At 46.3% G+C, this 14,202-nt stretch carries 9 protein-coding genes; 7 read left to right on the top strand and 2 right to left on the bottom strand.

Annotated elements, in window-relative coordinates:
* Positions 1–66 precede the first annotated feature (66 nt).
* The 5 genes from lptB (at position 67) to NF543_RS18390 (ending at position 6,286) form a co-directional block, all read left to right on the top strand.
* A complete protein-coding gene (lptB, locus tag NF543_RS18410) occupies positions 67–801 on the top strand; it encodes an LPS export ABC transporter ATP-binding protein (RefSeq protein WP_257669650.1) in 735 nt (244 codons plus the stop codon).
* 143 nt (positions 802–944) lie between these two features.
* On the top strand, positions 945–2,462 hold the full coding sequence (locus tag NF543_RS18405) for a GH3 auxin-responsive promoter family protein (RefSeq protein ID WP_257669649.1): 1,518 nt from the start codon (positions 945–947) through the stop codon (positions 2,460–2,462).
* A gap of 99 nt (positions 2,463–2,561) precedes the next feature.
* The gene (der, locus tag NF543_RS18400) at positions 2,562–3,863 is read left to right on the top strand and encodes a ribosome biogenesis GTPase Der (protein ID WP_257669648.1); all 1,302 of its coding nucleotides are present in this window, start codon (positions 2,562–2,564) and stop codon (positions 3,861–3,863) included.
* A 50-nt stretch (positions 3,864–3,913) separates the two neighbouring features.
* Positions 3,914–5,377: a cysteine--tRNA ligase gene (cysS, locus tag NF543_RS18395; RefSeq protein WP_257669647.1), complete on the top strand. Its 1,464-nt coding sequence runs from the start codon at positions 3,914–3,916 to the stop codon at positions 5,375–5,377.
* 45 nt (positions 5,378–5,422) lie between these two features.
* The gene (locus tag NF543_RS18390; RefSeq protein ID WP_257669646.1) at positions 5,423–6,286 is read left to right on the top strand and encodes a Cif family virulence factor; all 864 of its coding nucleotides are present in this window, start codon (positions 5,423–5,425) and stop codon (positions 6,284–6,286) included.
* A gap of 58 nt (positions 6,287–6,344) precedes the next feature.
* Here the strand turns inward: NF543_RS18390 and NF543_RS18385 are convergent, their stop codons facing one another.
* Both NF543_RS18385 and NF543_RS18380 read right to left on the bottom strand, forming a co-directional pair.
* Entirely contained in the window at positions 6,345–7,733 is a 1,389-nt protein-coding gene (locus NF543_RS18385) for a peptidylprolyl isomerase (RefSeq protein ID WP_257669645.1), read from the bottom strand.
* On the bottom strand, positions 7,733–8,497 hold the full coding sequence (locus tag NF543_RS18380) for a hypothetical protein (RefSeq protein ID WP_257957528.1): 765 nt from the start codon (positions 8,495–8,497) through the stop codon (positions 7,733–7,735). Before NF543_RS18380 ends, NF543_RS18385 begins: the two co-directional genes overlap by 1 nt.
* A 390-nt stretch (positions 8,498–8,887) precedes the next feature.
* Here NF543_RS18380 and NF543_RS18375 point away from each other — a divergent pair, with 390 nt between their 5' ends.
* Together NF543_RS18375 and NF543_RS18370 are read left to right on the top strand one after the other, a co-directional pair.
* Positions 8,888–9,949 (top strand): sugar phosphate isomerase/epimerase family protein, encoded by a 1,062-nt coding sequence (locus NF543_RS18375; protein ID WP_257669643.1) that lies wholly within the window; start codon positions 8,888–8,890, stop codon positions 9,947–9,949.
* A gap of 107 nt (positions 9,950–10,056) precedes the next feature.
* A complete protein-coding gene (locus NF543_RS18370; RefSeq protein ID WP_257669642.1) occupies positions 10,057–14,187 on the top strand; it encodes a two-component regulator propeller domain-containing protein in 4,131 nt (1,376 codons plus the stop codon).
* The last annotated feature ends 15 nt before the right edge of the window (positions 14,188–14,202 follow it).

Below are 14,202 nucleotides of genomic sequence, written 5' to 3'. Positions count from 1 at the left end.
ACGATTCTTTTAATCGAAATCTAAAATCGTAAATCTAAAATCTACAATTGTACATCTAAAATCACTATGATTTTAAAAGCAGAAAACCTCATCAAGAAATACAGGCAACGCACCGTGGTGAATGATGTGTCATTCGAAGTGTCGCAAGGGGAGATCGTGGGATTATTGGGGCCAAACGGTGCGGGGAAGACCACTTCCTTTTACATGATTGTAGGGCTCATTAAACCCAATATGGGCCACGTATACCTGGATGGCCAAGAGATTACCGAAGATCCGATGTACCGAAGGGCACAAAAGGGCATTGGTTATCTAGCCCAGGAGGCCTCCGTATTCCGAAAACTGTCTGTAGAAAATAACATCATGGCGGTATTGGAAATCCATTATAAGGACAAAGCTGAGCGAAAGGAAAAGCTGGAGGAACTATTGGCAGAATTCGGTTTGAACCGTGTACGCACCAACCGGGGCGACTTGCTGTCCGGAGGCGAACGCCGTCGCACAGAGATTGCGCGGGCGTTGGCCGCTAATCCAAACTTCATTCTGTTGGACGAACCATTTGCTGGGGTAGATCCCATCGCGGTAGAAGAGATACAGACCATCGTCTCCAAGCTCAAGCACCGCAATATCGGAATCTTGATTACTGATCACAATGTGCAGGAAACACTGTCTATCACAGACCGGGCATACCTGCTTACGGAAGGTAAAATCATGCTTACGGGAACACCTGAAGAAATTTCTGTAAACGAAATGGCGCGTAAGTTTTATCTTGGCCGGAATTTTGAGTTACGAAGAAAAAGATTATGATTGATTTACGATTTTAGATTTACGATTTTAGATTTATCCGGCCACTCTAGTATAGTACTCCCCAAAAATTGGACAACTGCTTAGCAATCTAAAATCTAAAATCTAAAATCGTAAATCTACAACTAACTAACCACCGACCATCAATGGCCCTTATCAATTCAATTTTTACGTGGATCATGAAAAAGCGCATTCATCAGATTGAGCTTTTTATGAAATATCCGCATGAGGTGCAGGAAGAATGGTTCCAGAGCTTGCTGTCTACGGCTGAAGCTACTGAGTGGGGCAGAAAATATGAATATAACTCCATCCTGACACCAGAGACCTACAAAGAACGTGTGCCTATACAGGACTATGATAGCCTCAAGCCTTATATAGACCGGATGATTCATGGAGAACAAAATATTTTATGGCCGTCGGATATTAAATGGTTTGCCAAATCATCCGGTACCACGGCCGACCGCAGCAAATTTATTCCAGTGAGCGAGGAAGCACTTGAAGACTGCCACTATCAAGGAGGCAAAGACATGCTTTCCGTATATTGCCACAACCGGCCCAATACGAAAATCCTGACCGGGAAATCCGTTGTGTTGGGAGGGAGCTCCCAAATAAATAATTTCCATTCGGATTCGTATTATGGGGATCTTTCATCCATCATCTTGCGTAACCTACCATTTTGGGCCGAATTTCATCGCACCCCCAACTTGGACGTTGTTTTGAATCCCAACTTTGAGGAAAAAATCGAGCATGTAGCAGAAATCACCATCAAGGAAAATGTCACTAACCTTGCTGGGGTGCCTACCTGGAATGTGGTATTGGCCAAGCGTATACTGGAAAAGACGGGTAAGGACAACCTATTGGAGGTATGGCCAAATCTGGAGTTCTATAGCCATGGCGGTGTGAGCTTTAAGCCCTATCTTGAGCAATTCAAGAGACTTATCCCTTCCGATGCCATGTATTACCTCGAAAACTACAATGCATCGGAAGGTTATTTCGCGCTACAGGACCAGTCGGATTCAGATAGTTTGCTGCTAATGCTGGATTACGGGATATACTATGAATTTTTGCCCATGGAAAATCTACTTGATGAGCATCCCAAAACATTGGGCCTCCATCAGGTGGAACTGGGCAAGAACTACGCCTTGATTATCTCCACCAATGCAGGTTTATGGCGTTATATGGTTGGTGATACGATCAAGTTTGTCACCCTGCATCCTTACCGTATACAAATTACGGGACGCACCAAACAGTTTATCAACACCTTCGGGGAGGAGGTAATTGTGGATAATGCGGACGATGCACTGAAACGGGCTTGCGCGGAAACGCAAGCCACCATCCGCGACTATACGGCTGGACCGGTTTATTTCAAGAACTGCGAAGCAGGTGCGCATGAGTGGATCATCGAATTTGAAGAACAACCGAATGATTTTGATAAATTCTGCAAGGTGTTGGATAATACCTTGCGTGAAATCAATTCAGATTATGATGGGAAGCGGTTTAACGACATGGCCTTACGGTTTCCTAGTATTCACAACGCACCCCAGGGCACATTTTACCGTTGGATGAAAGCACGTGGAAAGCTCGGCGGACAGAACAAGGTGCCAAGGCTAGCCAACGATAGGGCTTATCTCGAAGATATTCTTAAGCATTTGAAGGGGATATAGGTTTTTACCATTCCTTATCCTTACCTTTGCATTTTTGCAACCTTCATTGGCGACAGGGCCACGGTTCTCGTTGCTAGGCACAATAGCACAAAATTCAATATGGCAAACATCATCGCAATAGTAGGAAGGCCAAACGTCGGGAAATCTACCCTCTATAACCGGCTGACGGAGAGCCGGAGAGCCATTGTAGACAATTACAGTGGCGTGACCCGCGACAGGCACTACGGACAGGGCGAATGGATAGGAAAGAATTTTACGGTGGTGGATACTGGAGGGTATGTGCATGGATCTGACGATGTGTTTGAAGCAGCCATCCGTGAGCAGGTATTGATTGCCATCGAGGAAGCTTCCGTTATCCTATTCATGGTCGATGTGACCACGGGCATTACCGATTTGGACGATGCGATTGCCGATTTGCTACGGCGCAGTAAGAAGCCGGTTTTTGTCGTGGTAAACAAAGTCGACCACCCGCTCTTACAGCAGGAAGCCAGTATCTTCTATAGTTTCGGGCTGGGCGAAATCTATCCTTTGTCATCCATTACGGGCTCTGGTACCGGCGAACTGCTGGACGAAGTGGTGAAGCATTTCGAAGAAGATGAGGAGGAGGTCGACGAACGCCCGAGATACGCCATCCTGGGAAGGCCCAATGTGGGCAAATCTTCCCTGCTCAATGCCCTTGTAGGTGAAGAACGCAACATTGTGACGCCAGTAGCCGGCACCACAAGGGATTCCATCCGGATACACTATAATCAATTTGGGCATGATTTCATCTTGATTGATACGGCCGGAATGCGCCGCAAGGCCAAGGTGCGTGAAAACATTGAGTTCTACTCCGTGATGCGCACCATCAAGGCCTTGGAAGAATCGGACGTGGTCATCCTGATGCTCGATGCCACTGAAGGAATAGAGGCACAGGATATCAATATTTTCCACTTAGCGGAGAAAAACCGGAAAGGGGTGGTTATATTGGTAAATAAATGGGACCTTATCGAGAAAAACCACAAAACCACCAAAGTTTTCGAGGAGCTTATCCGCGAGAAAATTTCACCGTTCACGGATGTGCCCATTATTTTTACCTCTGTAACCGAAAAGCAACGAATCTTCAAGGCCATTGAAGCAGCCTCAAAAGTGTATGAAAACAAAGTGAAAAAGGTGCCGACGTCGAAATTGAATGACATCATGCTGCCCATCATCGAAAGTTTCCCGCCACCGTCTACCAAAGGAAAGTACATCAAAATCAAGTATGTCACACAAATAATGGGCAAATCCCCGATGTTTGCCTTTTTCTGCAATTTGCCACAATATATTAAAGAACCTTATGCCCGTTTCGTGGAAAATAAACTCCGGGAAAATTTCGATTTTGAAGGGGTTCCCATACAGGTGTATTTCCGACAAAAGTAACACACGCTTGGTGTTGTCACCAACCATTTTAAATTTGTATTTTCGCCCGCATGGATAATCAGTTGGTATTATACAACACATTAACGAGAAGGAAGGAAAAATTCGAGCCGCTGAACCCACCCTTTGTAGGGTTGTATGTCTGTGGACCTACCGTATATAGCGATGTACATTTGGGCAATTGCCGTACATTTGTATCCTTTGACTTGATTTTCCGCTACCTACTTCATTTGGGTTACCAAGTGCGTTATGTGCGCAACATCACCGACGCAGGGCACTTAGAGGGCGACAATGATGAAGGCGATGATAAATTCGCAAAAAAAGCGAAGCTGGAACAATTGGAACCCATGGAAATTGTGCAGAAATATACCTTGGGATTCCATGAAGTCTTACGGCTTTTCAACACCTTACCACCAAGTATCGAACCCACAGCCACAGGCCATATTTCTGACCAGATCGAGATGGTAAAACAGATCATCGAAAATGGATATGCCTACGAAGTGAATGGGACGGTGTATTTCGATGTAGAGAACTATGTGAAAAAGCATGATTATACCATACTGACCAACCGAAAATTGGATGATTTGCTAGACAATACCCGCGAACTGAATGGGCAGGATGATAAGCGGGGCAGGCTTGATTTTGCACTATGGATTAAAGCCAAGCCAGAGCATATCATGCGTTGGCCTTCGCCCTGGGGTATAGGTTTCCCGGGTTGGCACATCGAATGTTCGGCAATGAGTAGCAAATACCTTGGCGAGGAGTTTGATATCCATGGTGGTGGAATGGATTTGGCTGCTACACACCATACCAATGAAATAGCCCAATCGCAGGCTTGTAACCATACCAATCCGGCCAAATATTGGATGCATACAAACATGCTTACGGTAAACGGCACGCGGATGTCCAAATCGGCTGGAAACGGTTTCCTGCCATACGAACTTTTCAGTGGTAGTCATCAGTTGCTGAACCGCGGCTATTCGCCCATGGCTGTCCGATTTTTTATGTTGCAGGCGCACTATAGGAGCACCCTTGATTTTTCCAATGAAGCACTTGATGCCGCTGATAGAGGGTATAAAAGGTTAATGAATGCAATAGCTTTATTGCCCAAATTAAAGATAAATACGAAGAAATCAGCAGTCAACATTGGCGAACTGAAGCAGCGTTGCTATGCAGCCATGAACGACGATTTTAATAGTCCGGTGTTGATTGCCGAATTGTTTGAGGCAGTACGCATCATCAACAGTGTATACGATGGCAAACTCATGCTCGATGAATCATCCTTTGCCGAATTGAATACATTGATGCAGCATTTTGTTCATGATGTACTTGGTCTTATCGATGACAATACGGGGGCTGCGGATTTCGAAAAATTGATGACGGTGATCATCGCATTAAGGAATGAAGCCAAACAAAACAAGGACTACACGACATCAGATCGCATAAGGGAAGGGCTCAGTTCCATGGGCATTCAGCTTAAAGATAGCAAGGAAGGCACACTTTGGAATAAGATTTGATTGGTTGGAGGTGCTTGTTAAAAATCAGTTATCAATTCATAGTCAATGATACATATTGTTCGGTGTGGTATAGTTGTTTGTTTACTCACGTTCTCAATCCAAACTTTTGCGCAGGTACTGGGTAAAGTAGGAAGCCTGTTGTCGGCGGACCGGAGCGCAGCACGGTTGTCGGCTAACGAAGGGCCGCACACGGCATTGTTGTCTGTGGTAGATCGTAGTTCGACTTTCTTTACCCCTTCACCCGTAAACGCGCTGGAATACCTGAATAACCGCCCTAACATTCCGGATGTATTGACATGGAAGCCTGCTTTTGCGGCGGTCGCAAAAAGCATGGAATTTGGCGTAACGGCGGGGTCGCTCTCGTTTCAGCGTGTGGGAGCAATAAAGCGATATGGAGAGTATCTGACGGTTTGGCGGCGCGATCGTAAGGGCAACTGGAAGATTGACCTACGGGCGCAAATCGAGCATCACGGTGGAAAGGAGGAGCCGGAACTTCAATATATTGAGCCCGATGACAAGGACTACACCAGATTCAGGACGAAAGAACGAATACAACAACGGAAGGAAATCGTGACGAGTAATGACCAATTGCTTTCTGCCGTATTGAAGTCCAACGCTGCTGTTGCTTACGAGGAATTTTTGGCAGACGATGCGCGTTTATATTTCCCTTGGAATATACCGATCATAGGTAAAAGTAATATCCTTAAATTTGTTAAGAAACAGGATTTGGCTATCCAAGCGGAATCACTTGTGGCAAGCCGCTCCGCTAGCGGGGAATTGGCCTATTCGTATGGAACGGCTACGGTAGCTACCGGGAGTGATCACCTCAAATGCAACTACGTTAGAATTTGGCAGCTGCAACCCGACTTTCAATGGCGGGTAATTATTGAGATGCTGTTTGAGCAATAAGGCTTTAGTGCAGTAAGCGATAAGCGTGTAGCCTAGCGTCCAAAAGCAAAGGACATCATTATTCCTGTGCAGCTACGGGTTCAATTTTTTCCGCATCTTTCAGCCATATCTTAAGGTCATCACAATCATGATATTCTTCATTGATGTTGATGTACGTTACCTTCCGTCTGCCTTCGAACCATTCACTCAGTTTCCGATTGATTTTATCGTCCAAAGCGGCCTCCTTGATTTTGGCGTAATCTTGATTAAGATTGGCTTGGTGAGGAGGTGTGCGCGATTTGAGATAAGTGAATCGATATCCCGTTTTGCCCATTTGGTCGGTGAATTGGGCAGGACGCGAATATTGGCCGGGCTGTAAGGTGTCAATGGCCGTGAAGACGGACGCATCAAGCTTGTCGGTAGGTATCAATGTGGTACGGTTCTGTTGGTTTTCCATATTGAGGAGCATGCCACCATTGTATTTGGTTTCCTTATTGTCGGAGTACATGGTCGCTGCCGTATAAAAGTCAAGTTTCTTCGATATCACTTGGCTATGTATGCTATCTATATGGGTTTTTGAGCGTTGCAAACTGGCGGAAGTAGGTTTGGTCTGTATCAAAACATGCCGTGTTCGTACCTCTTCGCCCCGGCGCTCCAGCACTTCCAAGAAATGGAATCCGTGCTCAGACTCAAATACCGGTGAGAGTTCACCGGGCTTGAGCCGGAAGGCCACAGCCGAAAACTCCTTCACAAAGCCTTCACGGGTATTGAAGCCCAAATCGCCGCCATAAGGTGACGAACCTGGGTCTTGGGAATACAATCGTGCAATGGTGGCAAAATCCGCGCCCTCAGCAACTTGCCTACGCAGGTCTTCGGCACGGTCGCGGAACTGCTGCTTTTCCTCTCGGGTTAGTTTGGGATAAACCACCAATTCACCTACCTCCACTTCCGTGTTGAAATAGGGTAGGCTATCGTTTTCCAACGACCCGAAATATCGTTTCACTTCCAATGGGGTAACATCAATACCAGACACGATATTTTGCTGCATTTTGTTGGCCTTCAATTGCTCATAGATACTCGGCCGCATTTCCTCCTTATACTGAAGCAATGAGCGGTTTAAGAAACGTTCGAGCCGCTCTTGCCCTCCTGCTTGGCTAGACATGTATCGCAGGCGTGAGTTGATGTTGTCGTCAACTTCACCCTCACCCACTTCAATGGAATCAATGGCGGCTTGCTGCGCCAATAGCTTTTGCGTGAGTTGTTGTTGCAGGATGTAGCATTTGAAATCCGAACTGGCTTTGTTGCCTTGGGCCAGGTACTGGGCATATTGCATTTCGATTTCAGACTGCAGGATGATATTTGACCCCACCACTGCCGCCACTTTATCGATGACCTTGGACTGTGCCGTAACAATTTTGGAGGCACTTAGAATTGCCAAAACCAGAAGAATGCAGCTATGTTTACTCATTAGTTATATATTTCTATGTTGTTTTTTTTGCGGGCATCGTCTACAATGCTCTTTTGCATTTGGGCGATTAAATCAATTTTGCGTTTATTCAAAATCAGGTTACGGATGTTGTCATGCACCAAAGACAAAGGTGAACGGGTATCCCTGAATTTTGAATCGTGCAAAATTATCAGATATAATTCATTATTTTCAATTATTTCGAAAATTCGTCCAGTTTGGCCATAATTGTCTTCTCCGATACGGGAAAGTGGGATTTTATTCACCAATTCATTCACGTAATGCCATGAAGTGTCATACAGTACATACTGAGGAGAATACATGGAGCAATATTTTTCAAGCAAATCCTGGTCCTTGAAATCAGTCGAAAGAAACCATCGCTGCACCCGGTCCAATTCAGGCGCATCCGGCCGCAGTTTGATATAAGAAACCTTGAGAATGGGTTGTTTGAGCAAAAATAACTCCTTTCGCGTACCGTAATATTCACCAATTTCTTCATCGGTAACCACCGTATCCAATTTTTGACTTACCAATGCCTGCTCGTATTCATATACGATAAGCCCATTTTTATATTCCTCCACCTGCCTATCGAGACGTTCCGTATTGATGTTAATGTTTCGTTGCGCATGATAAAGCAATGCCTGTTGACGCAACCATTGTTCGATATAGGCTTGCGCAAGCTGCGTACTGTCATCTCCCGTTATACCAATAGGCACTACTCCCTGCAAATCCTCAGGGTAGAGGAATGCATCATATGACCGTGCCACCGGATGTGGTTTCCCCGAATGACACGCAGCAAACAGGGACGTAAGGATAACTATAGCCAATATAAAAACCCTAACCATTATTTTTTTCCATGCAACACGATATCAACCTGCTTATATTAGAAGGCTAATGTACATATTTGATGGCAATGCGGCATAGATTTAACGATTTTTAACACATCCAAACCACATAAATCCGCATGGCGGAATGGTGCTAAAGGTAATGGAATAAGTAAAATAATTGAGGTATTTAATGCATTTTTTGACATAAATGATATTTTTGTGGAACGTTAGCGCGCGGTGAAATGCCGACGATAGCATGCTGGAGACGTTGAGAAAATAAAAAGACCAGTCAATAGGTATTTTATAGTTCACCAAATTTATTTAGAAATTATGCAGACAATCAAAGGGCCAGGTATTTTTTTAGCGCAGTTTTTAGGAGAACATCCACCATTTAACACCCTCCAATCCATTTGCCAATGGGCAAAGGAATTAGGGTTTAAGGGAGTACAAATCCCAACATGGGCAACCGATTATTTCGACCTGCAAAAAGCCGCGGAAAGCAAGACTTATGCAGATGAAATTAAAGGGATGGTGAATGAGATGGGGTTGGAAATCACGGAATTGTCTACCCACCTTCAGGGGCAATTGGTTGCCGTGCACCCTGCTTATGATCAACTATTTGATAGTTTTGCTCCACCGGAGTACCATAATAATCCCAAGGCACGTACCGCTTGGGCCGTGCAACAGCTGAAATATGCCGCCAAGGCCTCCCATAACCTGGGACTAACCGCACATGCCACTTTTAGTGGGGCATTGCTTTGGCCAATGGTATATCCTTGGCCCCAACGCCCGCAGGGAATTGTAGATACCGGTTTTGCTGAGCTGGCCGACCGGTGGCTTCCCATCCTGAATACATTTGATGAGTATGGAGTGGATGTATGTTATGAAATCCATCCCGGTGAAGATTTACATGATGGGGTGAGCTACGAGCGTTTCTTGGAAAAGGCAAACAACCACCCTAGGGCATGTTTGCTATATGACCCTTCTCATTTTGTATTGCAGTCGCTAGATTATTTGGCTTATATCGACCATTATCACGAGCGTATCAAGATGTTCCATGTGAAGGATGCAGAGTTTAACCCTACGGGTAAGCAGGGGGTCTACGGTGGCTACCAAGGTTGGGTAGACCGCGCCGGCCGTTTCCGCTCGCTGGGCGATGGGCAGGTAGACTTTAAGGCCATATTCAGCAAATTGACCGCCTATGACTTCAAAGGTTGGGCCGTGATGGAATGGGAGTGTGCCATTAAGCATCCAGAAGACGGAGCACGGGAAGGTGCTGTATTCATCAAGGATCATATCATTCGCGTCACCGAAAAGACCTTCGACGATTTTGCCGGGGCGCAGGCAGATGAAGATAGCAATAGACGGTTGTTAGGTATTGATAAGGCATAGAAGGTGCACCATTGAGCACGTAGGAAAGTCATAGCCGTAGGCAGAAATTGTTTTATAGCCATAAACTTCATATTTTAGTAAAATATTTGGCTAAAGGCTTCTAAGTTATGACAACCGATTGCCGTTGTTTCGTTGCCGGTTTACTTTTATTGTTGGTATCGCCAATCACTGCCTATACACAAAAGGAAGCATACATTTTACAACAATTAGACAACCGTAATGGATTGTCGAACAGTGCTGTCAATTGTGTTTTTCAGGATTCAGACGATATGCTTTGGGTAGGTACATGGGATGGCCTTAACCGCTATGACGGGAAGGGCTTCCATGTTTTCAATTATAACGACCACAACAATGGAGACCAAGGAAGTATCGGAAGCAACATCATCCAGCATATCGTAGAAGACCAACGCAAAAACATCTGGATCAGTACCATGGAGGGCATTTCACGGTACAGCAAAAAGACAGGGGGTTTCCATCATTATTTTTACACGCGAAGCAAACAGCATCGTATTCGTGAGCAAGAGTTTGAAGTTGCCGTCGATACCGGCGGCATGGTCTTTGCCCGTACCGCTGCCCATGGTTTAGCCTGTTACGACGCGCAAGCAGACACCTTTGCTTCCCTTAGCTTAACCGGTGTGCAAGAGCGTATCCATAAAATCCTATTTGATGCACACAACCGGCTATGGGTCTTATCCGGACGAGGTATGATCCATGCCTTCGAGCATACGTCTGACCGACAGTTTAAGCCGGTGTATGTTTACAATGGGCAAGACCGGTCTATATCAGATTTGTTTTTTGTCAATGGCCAATTCTTTTTCAGCACATCGGATGGGACCCTGTATCAGGTAGGGGCGAACCTGATGAAACCCAAGTCGGTCGCATCTACAGGATATGGCATTAAAGCGATGACTTGGTATAATCAGCATTACTATGTTGCGATGGTTGGCCAAGGATATTTGGTTTATAATGCCAATTTCGGTCCGCAGGCATCGATCTCAGCCAATCTGGAACCGCTGGAGACCATGAAAGTCACTGCTTGGTCAGTTGGCAACGAACAGTTACTATGGGCTGCGACAGATGGAAATGGGATCCTGAAAATCGCTCCACAAACGATTCCCTTTGCCAGCCTTTCCCCTGCTTATGTAGGGGTAAACAAACCAGTCCGGGCAATTTGCGAAATAGATGGCTCACTATGGGTCGGCACCAAGGGCGGAGGCATTTCCTCCGTCCCCGATTTCGATCACGATTATCCAAAAACCCCCGCATGGAAACACCTCACTGCCAACGGAGAACTGAGCAATAATTCGGTGTATACCATTCGCCAAGGCAGCAATGAACTGGTGTATATCGGCACGGATGGCAAAGGACTGAGCCTTTATGACCAGCGTACGAGTCAGTTTCTCAACTGGGCAGATCTGCCGGGCCATGCGCAATGCCCCGACTTTGGTTCGGTATATGCCGTCAGGGAAGACCCTGATGGTTCCATCTGGTTGGGTACGAGTGGCTTTGGATTGCTCCACCTACGCTTTTCACGCCTCTCCTCCGGGCGCCCCCAAGTGACGTTCATCCAACAGTACAATTATTCCGGTGAGGAAGGTGGATTGGCCAATGATATCATTTACGCCATTTGCCCGGGTGACGGCAACGATCTCTGGATAGCTTGTCGATATGGCGGACTCAGCCTGCTCAATCGGAAAAGTGGGGAAATAAAGACATTCAAAGCATTTACCTATGAAGGTAGCCTATCCAACAATGATGTGTTATCCTTATATAAAGACAGCAAAAACCGACTATGGGTAGGCACGAGTTATGGCCTCAACTGGATTTCGCTGGAAGAAACCCGGCATATACGACCCCAATTCAAAAGCCTTACTACTTCCAATGGGCTGCCCAACAATACTATACATGCCATCAGTGAAGATGATATGGGTTATATTTGGGTGAGTACCAACAAGGGGTTGGCAAAGATCAACCCCGCAGATATCAGCATTGCCCATTATCAGGAAACAGACGGATTGCAGAGCAATGAATTCAGTGATGGGGCCATATGGAAAGACTCGCAGGGTTATCTTTATTTTGGGGGGATTTATGGTCTCAATTATTTCCTTCCACAAGATATCCGTGAAAATACACGCCAACCCAACCTGGTGTTGGCCGGCCTCCAGTTTGCCGGCAAGCCCCTGAATCCCGACGGATATCTCGTGCTGCGAGCGGACCGTGGAACCCCCGAAAACTACGCCGTGCACCGCAATGACAACTTTTTTGAACTGGAACTGCGTGCTTTGAGTTTCATGCGGGCGGAAAAATGCGAGTACACTTGGCAATTGGCAGGCCACGACAAAATATGGCATTATGCTGGCACAAATGGAAAAATATCCTACAGCAATATCCCTCCGGGCAACTACACACTACTCGTCAAATGGTCAAATGGAGAAGGTGTGTGGACCACCGAGCAAGTGGCTTTCCACCTTCACGTAAAACCCTATTTCTGGATGACCTGGCCTGCTTTCCTCGGTTATGCATTACTGTTATTCGCTGGTGGCTACCTATTCTACAAAAACCGCAAAAATAAATTGGAGATCAGGCATCACCTAAAGCTTGAACAGAAACTCAGGGAAAAAGATGAAGCCTTGCATCAAGAGCGGCTCAACTTTTTCACCAACATCGCACACGAACTGCAAACACCGCTTACCCTCATTATGGGATCAGCTGAACGCTTCCAACACCATGATCAAGAGCAAGGCCCAGCGAAAAAACGTTCGGATCTACTATCCATCTTATACCAACAGGCATCTCGGCTCACCTACCTTGTCCAACAGCTCCTCGAATTTCGCAAGGCAGAAGCTGGCCACCTGCAAGCACACTACAACACCATAGACGTTTCAGCCCTGCTGGGTAACCTCACCGAATTGTTCGTGCCTTTGAGCGAGCAGCTCGGCATCACATTTGAACGGCAGATCCCCGATGGCCTCACGGTCACGACCGACCGCGACAAACTCGAGAAAATCCTATTTAACCTCCTTTCCAATGCGTTTAAGCATTCCGGCAAGCATGAACATATCATGATGGGCGTACGGTTTGACGCCGATCAACAGCTGCTGCAACTCACCGTTGCCAATTCGGGCTGCGAATTGGGGAATGATGAACTGGAACGGATGTTCACTAAATTCCAAACCGGCAACAAGACCAATGCCGACCGATTCAGCACGGGAATCGGTTTAGCCTTTACCAAACAGTTGGTCAATCTGCTTGGTGGAAATATCAGTGCCAGCATAGACCAAGGGTGGATCACATTCCAGTTTGATATTCCCATCCCTGCCCAACAGGCACCTAATGAGCTTCCGGCAGACGGCGGAAACCAGAGCAGACCTTCATTTTTGTACCAGAATATGACGGCAGTGACCAGTAGCGAACCCGCGCTCGCCACCACTGAATATAATAAAATCGCCATGCTGGAGACACTCACCGAGGCGCATAAAAAAACCATCCTGCTTGTGGAGGATGAACCAGGGATCCGATACTTATTGCGTGATATTTTGAAAGACCAGTACGTGCTCTATGAGGCTGGAGATGGATTGGAGGCCGTTGCCTTCATCAAGAAACAAGCCCCAGACCTCATCATCAGTGATGTGATGATGCCTGGCATGGATGGCCTGACGCTATGCAACAAAGTCAAAAACACCCCAGCGACCTGCCATATCCCTTTCATTATCTTATCCGCGAAAGGTGCTATGGAGCAACGCACGGAAGGGTATGAGGTAGGTGCAGATGCCTATATCGCCAAACCTTTCCATAGCAGCCACCTACGCATACGGGTAAAAAATTTGTTTGAACAGCAGCAACGCCTACATCAGCTATTCAAACAAACGGATATCGGTGGTATTCCTGCCAGCATCGATCGAGAGCATGGGCAATTCTTATCGGCCTTGGTACAAGTGATCGAACAGCAGTTGGACAATCCCATGCTCAATGCTTCCATGCTGGAGGAGGCGCTCGCGTTAAGCAAAATGCAGCTTTACCGAAAACTGAAAACCATCAGCAGCATGACCCCGGCTGAATTCATTCGACACATCCGCCTGCAACATGCGACCAAGCTACTCAGCACCACTCAACTTACGGTAGCCGAAATCTTCTACCGCACGGGATTCAACAATCAATCCTATTTTTTCCGTGAATTCAAGAAGCAATACCATTGTTCACCAAATGAGTACCGTTCCCGGCAATATGTGCAAGTTTAAGAGCCTATAAAACCG

It is taken from the genome of Parapedobacter tibetensis (assembly GCF_024704835.1).
In the GTDB taxonomy this organism is placed as follows: Bacteria; Bacteroidota; Bacteroidia; order Sphingobacteriales; family Sphingobacteriaceae; genus Parapedobacter; species Parapedobacter tibetensis.
This window is presented reverse-complemented; position numbering and strand designations above follow the sequence as displayed.